The 17,105-nt window shown below is 76.8% G+C and carries 1 protein-coding gene (running past one end of the window); it reads left to right on the forward strand.

The genetic code is table 11. The features are described from left to right. Positions 1-17,105: the 5' portion of a type I polyketide synthase gene (locus AB0O19_RS35655; RefSeq protein WP_363625609.1), read on the forward strand. Its footprint extends 10,888 nt past the window's final position; the window shows 17,105 of its 27,993 coding nt (coding positions 1-17,105); its start codon is at positions 1-3; its stop codon lies off the right edge, out of view.

The raw sequence follows: 17,105 nt of genomic DNA on the forward strand, positions 1-17,105 counted from the left end.
ATGGACAAGGAACAGAAGCTCCGGGACTACCTCAAGCGGGCCAGCGCGGACCTCCAGCGCTCCCGGCAGCGGGTGGACGAGCTGGAGGCGGCCGCCCGGGAGCCGATCGCCATCGTGGGGATGAGCTGCCGCTTCCCCGGCGGGGTCGAGGCTCCCGAGGACCTCTGGGCGATGCTCGTCGCCGGCGAGGACGGCATCACCGGCCTGCCCGCCGACCGCGGCTGGGAGCTGGACCCGGCGGACGGGCCGGTCGACGTCCGGGGCGGGTTCCTGCGGGGCGCCGCCGACTTCGACCCGGGCTTCTTCGGCATCTCGCCGCGCGAGGCGCTGTCCATGGACCCGCAGCAGCGCGTCCTGCTGGAGGCCTCGTGGGAGGCGATCGAGCGCGCGGGCATCGACCCGAGCAGTGTCCGCGGCACCCGTACCGGCGTCTTCGTCGGGGCGATGCCGCAGGACTACCGCACCGGGCCGGACGACGACGTCCAGGGGTTCGTGCTGACGGGCAACGCGACCAGCGTGATCTCCGGCCGCCTCTCCTACGTGCTCGGCGCCGTCGGCCCGGCCGTCACCGTCGACACCGCGTGCTCGTCGTCGCTCGTCGCGCTCCACCTGGCCGCGCAGTCGCTGCGCGCGGGGGAGTGCGGCATGGCGCTCGCCGCGGGCGTCACCGTCATGTCGACCCCCACCACCTTCGTCGAGTTCGCCCGCCAGGGCGGCCTGGCCTCGGACGGCCGCTGCCGCTCCTTCGCCGACTCCGCGGACGGTACCGGCTGGGCCGAGGGCGTCGGCGTGCTCGTCCTGGAGCGGCTGTCGGTGGCCCGGCGCAACGGGCACCGGGTGCTGGCCGTCGTGCGCGGCACCGCCGTCAACCAGGACGGCGCCTCCAACGGGCTCACCGCGCCCAACGGGCCGTCCCAGCAGCGCGTCATCGAGCAGGCGCTGCGCAACGCGCGGCTCTCCGCCGACCAGGTCGACGCGGTCGAGGCGCACGGCACCGGCACCGTCCTCGGCGACCCGGTCGAGGCCCAGGCGCTGCTCGCCACGTACGGGCGCGGGCGCGACCCGCGGCGCCCGCTGCTGCTCGGCTCGGTGAAGTCGAACCTGAGCCACACCCAGGCCGCCGCCGGCATGGCCGGGGTGATCAAGACGGTGCTGGCGCTGCGGCACGAGCTGCTGCCGCGGACCCTGCACGTGGACGAGCCGTCCACGCACGTCGACTGGGAGTCCGGCGCCGTCCGGCTGCTGACCGAGGCGACGCCGTGGCCGCAGGGCGCCGAGCCGCGGCGGGCGGGCGTCTCGTCCTTCGGCCTCAGCGGCACCAACGCGCACGCCATCATCGAGGAGGCCCCGGCGGAGGAGGAGCCCGCGTCCGACGCCGCCGACGCCGGGACGCTGCCCTGGCTGGTCTCCGGCCGCACCCCCGAGGCGCTGCGGGCCCAGGCCGAGCGGCTGGTCGCGTTCCTGGCGACGGACGCCGAGGGCTCCGCCGCCGACCTGGCCCACGCGCTCGCGACCACCCGTGCCGCCCTGGAGCACCGCGCCGTCGTCACCGCGGCCGGACGCGCCGAGGCCGTCGCGGCGCTTGCCGCGCTCGCGGACGGCGAGGGCGACGGCCGGGCAGTCCTGGGCACCACCCAGGGGCGTGGCAAGCTCGCCTTCCTGTTCGCCGGCCAGGGCTCGCAGCGCCTCGGCATGGGCCGCGAACTGAACGCCCGCTTCCCGGTATTCGCCGCCGCGCTGGACGAGGTGCTCGCCGAGCTCGACGGTCGGTCGGGCGCGCCGCTGCGCGACCTGATCTGGGGCGCAGACGAAGAGGCGCTGAACCGCACGGGCCATGCCCAGCCGGCGCTGTTCGCCGTCGAGGTCGCTCTGTACCGGCTGCTGGAGTCCTGGGGCGTGCGCCCGGACTTCCTGGCCGGGCACTCGGTCGGCGAGATCGCCGCCGCACACGTCGCCGGGGTGTTCTCGCTGGCCGACGCGTGCGCCCTGGTCGCCGCCAGGGCCCGCCTGATGCAGGCCCTGCCGGCCGGCGGTGCCATGGTCGCGGTGCAGGCGAGCGAGGACGAGGTCCTCCCGCTGCTCGGCGACGGCGTGTCGCTGGCCGCCGTCAACGGCCCGCAGGCCGTCGTCGTCGCCGGTGAGACCGCCGCGGCCGAGGCCGTCGGCGCGCACTTCGCCGGACTCGGCCGCAAGGTCCGGCGCCTGCGCGTCTCGCACGCCTTCCACTCGCCGCTCATGGACCCGATGCTCGACGAGTTCCGCACCGTCGTCGCCGCGCTGGACCCGCAGGCGCCCGCGATCCCGATCGTCTCCACTCTCACCGGTGCGCTCGCCACCGTCGAGCAGCTCACCTCCGCCGACTACTGGGCCGACCAGGCCCGCCAGGCCGTCCGCTTCGCCGACGTCGCCGGCTGGCTCGGTGGCCACGGCGCCACCCTGTTCCTCGAACTCGGTCCCGACGGCGCCCTCGCCGCGCTCGCCCAGGGCGCCCTCGACGGGCAGGCCCGCGACGACTGCAGCGCCCTCGCCGCGCTGCGCCCCGGCCGCGACGAGACCGAGGCGCTCACCGAGGCCCTCGCCGGACTGCACGTGCGCGGCGTCCCGGTGCGCTGGGACGCCTACTTCGAGGGCACCGGTGCCCGCCGCGCCGACCTGCCCACCTACGCCTTCCAGCACAAGCGCTACTGGCCGAAGAGCGCGCTCTCGCGCACCGGCGACGTCCGCTCCGCCGGGCTCGGCTCGGCCAACCACCCGCTGCTCGCCGCCGCCGTCTCGCTCGCCAACACCGACGGCCTGCTGCTGACCGGCCGGCTCTCGCTGCGCACCCACCCGTGGCTGGCCGACCACGCCGTCGACGGCACCGTCCTGCTGCCCGGTACGGCCTTCCTGGAGCTCGCCGTGCGCGCGGGCGACGAGGTCGGCTGCGAGCGCGTCGAGGAGCTGACGCTCACCGTGCCGCTGCCGCTGCCCGAGCAGGGCGGCGTGCAGGTGCAGGTGTGGGCCGGGCGGGCCGACGCGAGCGGGCGGCGCACCGTCGGCGTCTACGCCCGGCCCGAGGGCGACGAGGACGCCCCGTGGACGCAGCACGCCGACGGCATCCTCGGGGCGGGCGACTCGGCCGGCGAACACCGCTCCTTCGTCGGGGAGTTCACGGAGTGGCCGCCGGCCGGCGCCGAGGTGCTTGACCTGGACGGCCTGGACGAGCGCCTCGCCGGTGCGGGCTTCCGCTACGGCCCGGCGTTCCGCGGGCTGCGCGCGGCCTGGCGGCGCGGCGAGGAGGTGTTCGCCGAGGTCGCGCTGGACGAGGGCGCGAGCGGCGAGGCGGGCGCGTTCGGCATCCACCCGGCGCTGCTGGACGCGGCGCTGCACGCGACGGCGTTCCTCGGGCTCGGAGGGGTGCCGTTCAGCTGGCAGGACGTCAGCCTGTACGCCGCGGGCGCGTCGGTGGTGCGGGTGCGGCTGTCCGCGACCGGGGACGACTCGGTCGCGATCGAGGTCTCCGACGCGGCGGGCGGACCGGTCGTCTCGGTCGGCTCGCTGCTGCTGCGGGCGCTCCCGGCGCAGGCCGGCGCGGGCGCCGGTCCGGTCCGGGACGCGATGTTCGAGCTGCGCTGGGCCCGGCCGCGCGGCGGGGCGAAGGTGCCCGCCTCGGTGGCCGTCCCGGATGCGGACCCGCTCGGCCTCGGCGTGCTGTCGACGGCGGGCGGGGCCCCGGCCGAGGTGATGCTCGTGCCGCTCGCGGGCGACCCGGCCGACCCGGTCGGCTCGGCCCGAGCGCTGACGGCCCTGGCTCTGGCCCGGCTCCAGCAGTGGCTCGCCGAGGACACGAACGGCCGGCTGGTCTTCGTGACCCGCGGCGCCGTCGCCACCACGGCGGACGACGAGCTCACCGATCCTGCCGCGGCCGCCGTGTGGGGCCTGGTGCGTTCCGCGCAGGCCGAGCACCCGGGCCGGTTCGGTCTGGTCGACCTGGACCCGGCCGGCGGCCCGCTGCCCGAGCACGCCCTCGGCGGCGACGAGCCGCAGCTGGCCGTGCGCGACGGCGCCGTGCTCGCGGCCCGGCTGGCCCGCGCGGGCGCGGTGGCCGCGACCGGGGCCACGTGGAGCCCGGACGGCACCGTCCTGATCACCGGCGGCACCGGCGGCCTCGGCGCCGTCCTCGCCCGGCACCTGGTCGCCGAGCACGGCGTGCGCCGCCTGCTGCTCGCGAGCCGGCGCGGCGCGGCGGCCGACGGCGCCGCCGAACTGGCCTCCCGGCTCGGCGAGACGGGTGCCGACGTCGCCATCGAGGCATGCGACCTGACCGACCCCGGAGCCGTCGCGCGCCTGGTCGCCGGTGTCCCGGCCGCACACCCGCTGACCGCCGTGGTGCACGCCGCCGGAGTCCTCGACGACGGCGTCGTCGAGCAGCTCACCCCCGAGCGGCTGGCCGCCGTCCTGCGGCCCAAGGTCGACGCCCTGTGGCACCTCCACGAGGCCACCCGCGGCCTCGACCTCGCCTCGTTCGTCGTCCTCTCGTCCTTCTCCGGCACCGTCGGCGCGGCCGGGCAGGCCAATTACGCTGCGGGCAACGCCTTCGCGGACGCGCTGGTGCGCACCCGCCGCGCCGCCGGACTGCCGGGACTCTCGCTCGGTTGGGGCCCCTGGGCCCCGGTCGGCGGCCCGACCGGCGGCATGGCCGGCGGGCTCACCGACGCCGACCTCGACCGGCTCGCCCGGCTGGGCACCCCGGCGCTCTCCGAGGCGGACGGCACCGCGCTGTTCGACGCCGCCCTCGCCCGCCCCGAGGCCGTCCTGCTGCCCGTCCGCCTCGACCTCCCGGCACTGCGCGCCCGCGGCGAGGTGCCGCCGCTGCTGCGCGGCCTGATCCGCACCCCCGCCCGGCGGGCCGCCGTGACCGCCACCGAGGCGGCCGGCGCCCTCACCCGCCGGCTCGCCGGGCTGGACGGGCGCGCCCGCACCGAGGCCGTCGTCGAGCTGGTCCGCGCCCAGGTGGCCGCCGTCCTGCGGCACGCCGACGCGTCCGACGTCGACCCGCACCGCCCGTTCCAGGACCTCGGCTTCGACTCGCTCACCGCCGTCGAGCTGCGCAACCGCCTGAGCGCCGCCACCGGGCTACGCACCTCGGCGACCGTCGTCTTCGACTACCCGACCGTCACCGCCCTGGCCGGGCACGTGCTGGACGGCCTGACGGGCGCCCAGGCGCCCACCGCCACGGCGCCCGTCCGGGCGGCGGCCGACGACGACCCGATCGTCATCGTCGGCATGAGCTGCCGCTACCCCGGCGACGTCGCCTCCCCCGACGACCTGTGGTGCCTGCTGCGCGAGGGCACCGACGCCATCTCCGGCCTGCCCACGGATCGCGGCTGGGACGTGGAGTCGCTCTACCACCCGGACCCGGACCACCTCGGCACCAGCTACACCCGCTTCGGCGGCTTCCTGCACCGGGCCGCCGACTTCGACCCCGCCTTCTTCGGCATGAGCCCGCGCGAGGCACTCGCCACCGACGCCCAGCAGCGGCTGTTGCTGGAGGCCTGCTGGGAGGCGGTCGAGCGGGCCGGGATCGACCCGGTCGCACTGCGCGGCAGCCGTACCGGCGTGTTCGCCGGCGTGATGTACAACGACTACTCCGCGCTGCTCGCGGGCGGGCGCTTCGAGGGCCACCAGGGCAGCGGCACCTCGCCGAGCATCGCCTCCGGCCGGGTCTCCTACACCCTCGGCCTGGAGGGCCCGGCCGTCACCGTCGACACCGCGTGCTCGTCCTCGCTCGTCGCCATGCACTGGGCGATGCAGGCCCTGCGCGCAGGCGAGTGCACGCTCGCGCTGGCCGGCGGCGTCACGGTGATGTCGACCCCGACCTCGCTGATCGAGTTCTCCCGGCAGCGCGGCCTGGCCCCGGACGGGCGCTGCAAGGCCTTCTCCGACCGGGCCGACGGCGTCGGCTGGTCCGAGGGCGTCGGGGTGATCGCCCTGGAGCGGCTCTCCGACGCGCGCCGCAACGGACACCCGGTGCTGGCCGTCGTGCGCGGTTCCGCCGTCAACCAGGACGGGGCCTCCAACGGGCTCACCGCCCCCAACGGGCCGTCCCAGCAGCGTGTCATCCGCCAGGCCCTGGCCACCGCCGGGCTCGCGACGGCCGACGTGGACGTCGTCGAGGCGCACGGCACCGGCACCTCCCTGGGCGACCCGATCGAGGCCCAGGCGCTGCTGGCCACCTACGGCCAGGACCGTGAACTCCCGCTGCTGCTCGGCTCGGTGAAGTCCAACCTGGGCCACACCCAGGCCGCCGCCGGCGTCGCGGGCGTGATCAAGATGGTGCTGGCGATGCGGCACGGCGTCGTGCCCCGCACCCTGCACGCGGCCGAGCCGTCCTCCCACGTGGACTGGGACGAGGGCGCGGTGGAGCTGGTGACCGAGGAGGCGGACTGGCCGGAGACCGGCCGTCCGCGCCGGGCCGGCGTCTCCTCGTTCGGCTTCAGCGGCACCAACGCCCACGTCATCCTCGAACAGGCGCCCGCCGTCGTCGCGGCGCGGGAGAGCGCCCCGGCCGTCACCGCGCCCGTCCTGCTCTGGCCGCTGGCCGGCCGCAGCCCGGCCGCGCTGCGCGACCAGGCGGCCCGGCTGCGCGCGTTCGCCGCGGCGGACCAGGCCGCGAGCCCGGCCGACCTCGGCCTCTCGCTCGCCACCACCCGCTCCGGATTCGACCACCGCGCCGTCGCCGTCGGCGGCGACCGCGCGGAACTGCTCGCCGCCCTGGCCGCCCTCGCGGCCGGTGACTCCGCCGCCGGGCTGGTCGCGGGCGAGGCCGGTGCCGGCAAGCTCGCCCTGCTGTTCGCCGGCCAAGGCGCCCAGCATCTCGGCACCGGGCGCGAACTCGCCCGTCGCTTCCCGGTGTTCGCCGAGGCGCTGGACGAGGTGTGGCGCGAGTTCGGCCCCCGCCTGGAGCGCCCGCTGCGCGACGTGCTGTGGGGCGAGGACGAGGAACTGCTGAACCGCACCGGCTGGGCGCAGCCCGCGATCTTCGCCGTCGAGGTGGCGCTGTTCCGCCTGCTCGCCTCGCTCGGCGTGCGGGCCGACGTCCTGCTCGGCCACTCCGTCGGCGGTATCGCCGCCGCGCACTGCGCCGGAGTGCTTTCGCTCGCCGACGCGTGCGCGCTCGTGACCGCCCGGGCTCGGCTCATGGACGCGCTGCCCGAGGGCGGGGCCATGGTCTCCGTCGAGGCCGGTGAGGACGAGATGCTGCCGCGGCTGGTGCCCGGTGTGTCCGTCGCGGCCGTCAACGGGCCGCGGGCCGTGGTCGTCTCCGGCCTGGCGGACGAAGTCCTGCGCATCGCCGGGGAGTTCGCGGCCGAGGGCCGGCGGACCAGGCGGCTGCGCGTCTCGCACGCCTTCCACTCGCCACTGATGGAGCCGATGCTGGAGGAGTTCCGGCGCGCCGTGGCGGAGCTGGAGTTCCGCGCACCAGCCATCCCGCTCGTCTCCGACACCACCGGCGAGCTCGCCACCGGGGCCGAGCTGTGCTCGCCCGAGTACTGGGTCGAGCACGTCCGCCGCGCCGTGCGCTTCGCCGACGGGGTCCGCGCCGCCCGCGCGGCCGGCGCCACCACCTTCCTCGAACTCGGCCCGGACGGCGTGCTGTCCGCGCTCACCGAGGACGTCCTCGCCGACACCGCGCCCGGCGACCACGGGGCCGTGACGGCCGTCCCGCTGCTGCGCGCCGGGCGGCCCGAGGAGCGGACCGCCGCCCTAGCCCTGGCCGGGCTCCACGTGCGCGGGCACGCACCGGACTGGGCCGCGCTGTACGCGGGCACCGGTGCCCGCCGCACCGACCTGCCCACCTACGCGTTCCAGCACGAGCGCTACTGGCCGGAAGCCGAGCCCGGCACCGCGGTGCCGGCCGCCGACCCCGCCGACTCCGCCCTGTGGGGCGCCGTCGAGCGTGGCAGCGCCGCCGAACTCGCCGGCCTGCTCGGTCTGCGCGACGAGCAGCACGCCGGCCTCTACGCCCTCCTGCCCGCCCTCGCCGACTGGCGCCGCACCCGGCACGAGAAGGCCCGGCTCGACGCCGCCCGCTACCGCGTCCACTGGCGGCCGGTCCGCCCGGCGGCCGCGCCCGTGCTGGACGGCACCTGGCTGGTCGTCACCACCGACGCCGTCGACGACGCCGACCTGCTCGACGCGCTGCGCGGCCACGGTGCCCGCCTGGAACGGCTGGCACTGGCCGAGAACTGCCGCGACCGCGCCGAACTCGCCCGCCGCATAGCAGAGTTCGGCGAGCTGAGCGGAATCCTGTCGCTCGTCCCGCTGGCTGACCGGCCCACCCCCGGGCCCGGCCTGCCGGAGGGGATCGCGCTCGGCGTCGTCCTCGCCCAGGCCCTCGGCGACCTCCGCTCCGCCGCTCCGCTGTGGACGGTCACCCGCGGCGCCGTCTCCACCGGGCCCGCCGACCCGCTCACCAACCCCGTCCAGGCCGCCACGTGGGGCCTCGGCCGGGTCGCCGCCCTGGAGCGCCCGCAGGCGCCGGGCGGGCTGGTCGACCTGCCGCCGGTGCTGGACGCACCGACCGTGCAGAGCCTCGTCGGCGTCCTCGCGGGCAGCGAACGCGGGGGAGAGGACCAGGTCGCGCTGCGCGGCAGCGCCGTCTACGGCCGCCGCCTGGTGCGGCACGCCGTCGACGAGCTGCCCCGCGCCGAGGAGTTCACCGCCGACGGCACCGTCCTCGTCACCGGCGGCACCGGCGCGCTCGGTGCCGGGGTCGCCCGCTGGCTGGCCCGCAGCGGCGCCCGGCACCTCGTGCTCACCGGCCGCCGCGGCCCGGACGCCCCCGGCACCGCCGAACTCGTCGCCGAGCTCGCCGAGCACGGCGCCACCGCGGCCGTCGTCGCCTGCGACGTCGCCGACCGCGACGCGCTCGCCGCCGTCCTCGCCGCCGTCCCGGCCGAACACCCGCTGACCGGCGTCGTGCACGCGGCCGGCGTCGGCCAGGCCGCCCCGCTCTCGGACACCCCGGTCGCCGAGGTCGCCGCGCTCACCGCCGCCAAGCTCCACGGCGCCGCCCACCTCGACGCCCTCCTCGCCGACCACGACCTGGACTTCTTCGTCCTGTTCTCCTCCGTCGCCGGCATCTGGGGCAGCGCCGGGCAGAGCGCCTACGCCGCCGCCAACGCCTACCTCGACGCCCTGGCCGTGAACCGCCGCGCCCGCGGCCTGACCGCCACCTCGATCGCCTGGGGCCCGTGGGCCGGCGCCGGCATGGCCGCCCATGAGGCCGTCTCCGACGGCCTGCGCCGCCAGGGCCTGCGCTTCCTCGCTCCGGAGACCGCGCTCACCGAGCTGCGCCGCGCGATCGTGCACGAGGACGTCGCCGTGACCGTCGCGGACGTCGACTGGGAACGCTACGCCCCCGTCTTCACCGCCGCCCGGCCGAGCGCCCTGTTCGACGAGCTGCCCGAGGTCCGCGCCCTCGCCCGCGCCGCCGCCGACACCGGGGCCGCCTCCGACCTCGTCCGCCGCCTGCGTGGCTTGTCCGAGGGCGAGCGCGACCGCCTGCTCGTCGACCTGGTGCGCCGCGAGGCCGCCGCCGTCCTCGGCCACGGCTCCGTCGACGGCGTGCCCGGGAAGCGCGCCTTCCGCGACGCCGGCTTCGACTCGCTGACCGCCGTCGAGCTGCGCAAGCGCCTCGCCGCCCTGACCGGTCTGCCGCTGCCCAGCACGATGGCCTTCGACCACCCGACGCCGGTCGCCCTCGCCGCCTTCCTGCGCGGCGAACTGCTCGACGGACCTCAGGACGTGACGGCGCCGCCGGTCGCCGCCGCCGACCCGGACGAGCCGATCGCCATCGTCGGCATGGGCTGCCGCTTCCCCGGCGGCGCCGCAAGCCCCGACCAGCTGTGGCGGCTCGTCGCCGAGGGCACCGACGCCATCTCCGAGTTCCCGGAGAACCGCGGCTGGGACACCGGTATCTACGACCCGGACCCGGACACCCCCGGCCGCACCTACTCCACCCAGGGCGGCTTCCTGCACGAGGCCGGCGAGTTCGACGCCGCGTTCTTCGGCATCTCCCCGCGCGAGGCCCTGGCGATGGACCCGCAGCAGCGCCTGCTGCTGGAGACGACCTGGGAGGCCCTCGAATCCGCGGGCATCGACCCGACCTCCGTCCACGGCAGCGCGACCGGCACCTTCATCGGGTCCACGTACCAGGAGTACGGGCTCGGCATGGACGACAGCTCCGCCGGGCACGCCGTCACCGGCACCAGCCCGAGCGTGCTCTCCGGCCGCCTCGCCTACCTGTTCGGCCTGGAGGGCCCCGCCGTCACCGTTGACACCGCGTGCTCCTCGTCGCTCGTCGCGCTGCACCTGGCCTGCCAGTCGCTGCGCGGTGGCGAGAGCTCCCTCGCGCTCGCCGGCGGCGCCACCGTCATGACCAGTCCGAACGCCTTCATCGCCTTCAGCCGCCAGCGCGCGCTCGCCGCCGACGGCCGCTGCAAGGCCTTCTCCGAGGCCGCCGACGGCATGACCCTCGCCGAGGGCGTCGGCGTCGTCGTCCTGGAGCGGCTCTCCGACGCCGAGCGCAACGGCCACCAGGTGCTCGCCGTCATCCGCGGCTCCGCGATCAACCAGGACGGCGCCTCCAACGGGCTCACCGCGCCCAACGGGCCGTCCCAGCAGCGCGTCATCCGCCAGGCCCTGCACAACGCGGGCCTCACCCCCGACGACGTCGACGCCATCGAGGCGCACGGCACCGGCACGGCCCTCGGCGACCCGATCGAGGCCCAGGCCCTCCAGGCCGCGTACGGGCGCGACCGGGACCCTCAGCGCCCGCTGCTGCTCGGCTCGGTCAAGTCCAACCTCGGCCACACCCAGTCGGCGGCCGGCGTCGCAGGCGTGATCAAGATGGTCCAGGCGCTGCGCCACGGCGTGCTGCCGGCCACCCTGCACGCCGCCGAGCCGTCCTCGCACATCGACTGGACGCCGGGCACCGTCACCCTGCTCAACGAGGCCACGCCGTGGCCGGCCGGCGAGCGGACCCGCCGCTGCGCGGTCTCCTCCTTCGGCATCAGCGGCACCAACGCGCACGTCGTGCTGGAGGAGGCGCCCGCCGCCCTCCCGACCGAGAGCGCCGGGGCGTCCGACGGCGTCGTGCCGTGGGTGCTCTCCGCCCGCACCCCCGCCGCCCTGCGCGCCCAGGCCGCGCGCCTGGCCGACCACCTCGACGTCGAGCCGGACCTGCGCCTCCACGACGTCGCCCACACCCTGCTGACCACCCGCGCCCTCTTCGAGCACCGCGCCGTCGTGCTCGGAGCCGACGCCGCCGAGCTGCGCGGGGGCCTCGCCGCGCTCGCCGCCGGCGCCTCCGCGCCGAACGCCGTCCAGGGCCTCGCCGAGGACGGCGGCCGCACCGTCTTCGTCTTCCCCGGCCAGGGCTCCCAGTGGGCCGGCATGGGCGCCCGGCTGCTGGACGAGTCGCCGGTGTTCGCCGAGCGCATCGCCGAGTGCGCGGCGGCCCTGTCCGCGCACGTCGACTGGTCGCTGCTCGACGTGCTGCGCCAGGCCGAGGGCGCGCCCGCGCTGGACCGCGTCGACGTGGTCCAGCCGGCGACCTTCGCCGTCATGGTGGCCCTCGCCGAACTGTGGCGCGCCCACGGCATCCACCCGGACGCCGTGGTGGGCCACTCCCAGGGCGAGATCGCCGCCGCCGTCGTCGCCGGGGCGCTCTCCCTGGAGGACGGCGCCCGTGTGGCCGCGCTGCGCAGCCGGCTCATCGGCCGCGTCCTGGCGGGCTCCGGCGGGATGGTCTCCGTGCCGCTGTCCGCGGAGGAGGCCGAGGAGCGGCTGCGCTCGCGCGGCGGTGGGCTCGCCGTCGCCGCCGTGAACGGGCCGAGGACCGTCGTCGTCGCCGGTCCGGCCGGTGAACTCGACGAGCTCATGGCCGAGTTCGGGGCTGAGGGCCTGCGGGCCCGGCGGATCAGCGTGGACTACGGCTCGCACTCCGCCCAGGTCGAACTCCTCAGGGACGACCTCCTGGCGGACCTCGCCCCCGTGCGCCCGCGTGCCGCCGAGGTGCCGTTCTTCTCCACCGTCACCGGCGACTGGCTCGACACCACCGCCATGGACGCCGGCTACTGGTACCGCAACCTGCGCAATCCGGTGCGCTTCGACCCGGCCGTGCGGGAGCTGATGGCCCAGGGCCACGGCCTGTTCGTCGAGGTCAGCCCGCACACCGTGCTCACCATGGCGATCGAGGCCACCGCCGAGGACCGCGGCGACCACGCCACCGCCGTCGGCACCCTGCGCCGCGACAAGGGCGGCACCGGCCGTTTCCTCGCCTCGCTCGCCGAGGCGTTCGTCCGCGGCGGACGGGCCGACTGGTCCGCCCGTACGGCCGGCGGGTGCCGCGTGCCGCTGCCCACCTACGCCTTCCAGCGCGAGCACCTCTGGGCCGTCGCGCCGCGCCCCGGCGGGGAGCCGGAGGACGGCGAGTTCTGGAGCGCCGTCGAGGAGGCCGACGTCGAGGCGCTGGCCGCCCGGCTGCGCATCGACAGCGGCGCGCTCGCGCCGGTGCTGCCCGCGCTGTCCGACTGGCACCGCCGCCGTCGGGAGCGCTCGACGCTCGACTCCTGGCGCTACCGGGTGACGTGGAAGCCGCTCTCCGTCGCTCCCGCCAGGCCGGACGGCACCTGGCTGCTCGTCACCGCCACGGAGGGCGAAGGCGAGGACGTCGCGGAGGCGCTGACCGCGCACGGCGCGGCGGTCGAGCGGCTCGTCCTGGACGGCACCTGCACCGACCGCGGGCGACTCGCCGCGCTTCTGGAGCCCGCCGTCGACGGCCTGACGGGCATCGTCTCCCTGCTCGCCACCGCCGAGCGGCCGAGCGAGCGCCACCCCGCCCTGCCCGAGGGCGTCGCGCTCACCCTCGCCCTGATCCAGGCCCTCGGCGACGCCGGGCAGGACGCGCCGCTGTGGTGCCTCACCCGGGGCGCCGTCGCCGCCGGGCGCACCGACCGGGTCGCCAACCCGGTGCAGGCGCAGGTCCACGGCCTCGGCTGGACGGCCGCCCTGGAGCACCCGCGGCGCTTCGGCGGCGTCGTCGACCTGCCCGACGCCCTCGACCGGCGCGGCGGCGAGCGGCTGGCCGCCGTGCTGGCCGCCCGCGACGAGGACCAGGTGGCGATCCGCCCTTCCGGCGCCTACGCCCGCCGCATCGTGCGCGCCGAGGCCGCCACCCACCGGGAGGCCCGGACGCTGCGCGGCACCGTCCTCATCACCGGCGGCACCGGCACCCTCGCCCCGCACCTGGCCCGCCGCCTCGCAGCCGAGGGCGCCGAGCGGATCGTGCTCACCAGCCGCCGCGGCGCCACCGCGCCGGGCGCCGCCGAACTGCTCGCCGAGCTCGCCGCCGCGGGCTGCACGGCCGAGATGGCGGCCTGCGACCTCACCGACCGCGACGCCGTCGCGCGGATGCTCGCCGACCTCGCCGCCGCCGGCCACGAGGTGCGCACCGTCGTGCACACCGCCGCCGTCATCGAGCTGCTGTCGATCGAGGAGAGCACCCACGAGGCCTTCGCCAAGGTCCTGCACGCCAAGACCGCCGGCGCCCGCCACCTCGACGAGCTCCTGCCCGACGACCAGCTCGACGCCTTCGTCCTCTACTCCTCCACCGCCGGCATGTGGGGCAGCGGCCGGCATGCCGCCTACGTCGCGGGCAACGCCTACCTCAACGCGCTCGCCGAGCGCCGCCGCGCCCGTGGCGGCCGGGCGACCGCGATCTCCTGGGGCATCTGGGCCGACGACCTGAAGCTCGGCCGCGTCGACCCCGGCCGGATCCGGCGCAGCGGCCTGGTCTTCATGGACCCCTCGCTCGCCCTGGACGGGCTGCGCCAGGCCCTGGACGCCGACGAGCAGGTGCTCGCGATCGCCGACGTCGACTGGGAGCACTACCACCCGGTCTTCACCTCCGGCCGCCCGACCGCCCTGTTCGAGGACGTCCCCGAGGTGCGCCGGCTCGCCGAGGCCGCCGACCGCCCCTCCGGGGATGGCGGGTTCATCGCCCGGCTGCGCGCCCTACCGGCCGCCGAGCAGGAGCGCCGGCTGCTGGACCTGGTCCGGGCCGAGGCGGCCACCACGCTCGGTCACGCCTCGCCCGACGTGCTGTCCGAGCAGCGGGCATTCCGCGACGTGGGCTTCGACTCGCTGACCGCCGTCGACCTGCGCAACCGGCTGGCCGCCGCGACCGGGCTCACACTGCCCAGCACCCTCGTGTTCGACCACCCGAACCCGCTCGCCCTGGTGCGCTTCCTACGGGAGAAGACCGTCGGCGCCGCCGCCGACGGCCCCGCCGCCACGACGGTGGGCGCCGCACCGGACGAGCCGATCGCGATCATCGGCATGAGCTGCCGCTACCCCGGCGGGATCGCCTCGCCCGAGGACCTGTGGCGGCTCGTCACCTCGGGCGGCGACGCCATCACCGAGTTCCCGGCGGACCGGGGCTGGGACACCGAGGGGCTGTACGACCCGGACCCGGACGCGCCCGGCCGCACGTACTCGGTGCGCGGCGGCTTCCTACAGGACGTCGCCGACTTCGACGCCGCGTTCTTCGGCATCTCCCCGCGCGAGGCCCTCGCCATGGACCCGCAGCAGCGCCTCCTCCTGGAGGCGGCCTGGGAGGCCATGGAGCGCGCCGGCCTCGACCCGTCCGCCCTGCGCGGCAGCCTCACCGGTACCTTCATCGGCGCCAGCTACCAGGACTACAGCCCCGGCGACTCCGCCCAGGACGGCGCCGAGGGGCACCTCGTCACCGGCACCATCCCGAGTGTCCTGTCCGGCCGGCTCTCCTACACCTTCGGCTTCGAGGGCCCGGCCGTCACGCTCGACACCGCGTGCTCGTCCTCGCTCGTCGCCCTGCACCTGGCCTGCCAGTCGCTGCGCAACGGGGAGAGCTCCCTCGCCCTCGCCGGCGGCGTCAGCGTGATGGCCACGCCCAACGCGTTCGTCGGCTTCAGCCGCCAGCGCGCGATGGCCGTCGACGGCCGCTGCAAGGCCTACGCCGAGGCCGCCGACGGCATGAGCCTCGCCGAGGGCGTCGGCCTCGTCCTGGTCGAGCGCCTCTCCGACGCCGAGCGGCTCGGCCACCCGGTGCTCGCCGTCCTGCGCGGCTCCGCCGTCAACCAGGACGGCGCCTCCAACGGCCTCACCGCGCCCAACGGGCCCGCGCAGCAGCGCGTGATCCGTGCCGCGCTCGCCAGCGCACGGCTCGCCCCGGGCGAGGTCGACGCGGTCGAGGGCCACGGCACCGGCACCAGGCTCGGCGACCCGATCGAGGCGCAGGCGCTGCTCGCGACCTACGGCCAGGACCGCGAACTGCCGCTGCTGCTCGGCTCGGTGAAGTCCAACATCGGCCACACCCAGATGGCCTCCGGCGTGGCCGGCGTCATCAAGACCGTGCTCGCGCTGCGCAGCGGTGTGCTCCCGGCCAGCCTGCACATCGACCGGCCGTCCACGCACGTCGACTGGACGGAGGGCGCCATCGAGCTCCTCGCCGAGGCGCGCGACTGGCCCGAGACCGGGCGTCCGCGCCGTGCCGCCGTCTCCTCCTTCGGGCTGAGCGGCACCAACGCGCACGTGATCCTCGAACAGGTACCGGCCACCGCTGTGGCGGCTGTGCCGACGGACGGTGACACCGTGCCCTTCGCCCTGTCCGCCCGTACCGACGAGGCCCTGCGCGCCCAGGCCGAGCGGCTGCTGACCGCGCTCGACGAGCAGCCCGAACTGCCGCTCGCCGACCTGGCGTTCTCCCTCGCCACCACCCGCAGCGCGTTCGACCGCCGCGCCGCCGTCACCACCGGGGACCGCGCCGAGCTGCGGCGCGCCCTCGCCGCCCTGCGCGACGGCCTGCCGGATGCGGCGCTCGTCACCGGCCGGGCGGCCGGCGGCGGCCTGGCGTTCCTGTTCACCGGCCAGGGCAGCCAGTACCCGGCCATGGGCAGGGAGCTGTACGACCGGTACCCGGTGTACGCGGAGGCGCTGGACGCCGTCCTCGCCCGCTTCGACCTCGGCTACGAACGGCCCGTCCGGGACGTCCTGTTCGCGGGGGAGGGTTCGGCGCAGGCTTCGCTGCTGGACGGCACGGGGTATGCGCAGCCGGCGCTGTTCGCGTTGGAGGTGGCGCTGTTCCGGCTGGTGGAGTCGTGGGGTCTGCGGCCCGATTTCGTGGTCGGGCACTCGGTCGGTGAGATCGCGGCGGCGCATGTGGCGGGGGTGTTCTCGCTGGAGGACGCCTGCGCGCTGGTGGCCGCTCGTGCCCGGCTGATGTCCGAACTGCCGGGTGGTGGAGCGATGGTGTCCGTCGAGGCGACGGAGGCGGAGGTGCTGGCGCTGCTGACGGACGGCGTCTCGATCGCCGCCGTCAACGGCCCGCGTGCCGTCGTCCTCTCCGGAGACGCGGACGCCGTCGAACGCATCGCCGAGCAGTTCGCGGCCGACGGGCGGCGCACCAAGCGCCTGCGCGTCTCGCACGCCTTCCACTCCCCGCACATGGAGCCGATGCTCGACGCCTACACCCGCGTCGCCGCCGCGCTCACCTACGACGCCCCGGCGATCCCGCTGATCTCCACCGTCACCGGCGCGCCCGCCACCGCCGACGAGCTCGCCGCGCCCGGGTACTGGGCCCGGCAGGTGCGCGGCACCGTCCGCTTCGCCGACGCCGTCCAGACGCTCGCGGGCCACGGCGCCGCCGCCTTCCTCGAACTCGGCCCGGACGGGGTCCTCACCGCCGCCGCCCGCGACACCCTCGGCGACGGCGCCCGCCTCACCGGCGTGCCCGCGCTGCGCCGCGGCCGGCCCGGTGTCCCGGCCCTCACGGCCGCGCTCGCCCGGCTGGCCGTCGGCGGCCTGCGCCCGGACTGGGCGGCCGTCTTCGCCGGCACCGGCGCCCGCCGCGCGGACCTGCCCACGTACCCGTTCCAGCGGGAGCGCTACTGGCCGGAGGGCCGGTCCGTCCCGTCGGTGGGATCCGACCCCGTGGACGCCGAGTTCTGGGCCGCCGTCGACCGCGGCGACCTCGGGGCGCTCGGCACCGGTCTTGACCTCGACCGCGACACCGTGACCGC

The sequence above is a fragment of the Kitasatospora sp. NPDC091276 genome, from assembly GCF_040684355.1.
Lineage (GTDB): Bacteria > Actinomycetota > Actinomycetes > Streptomycetales > Streptomycetaceae > Kitasatospora.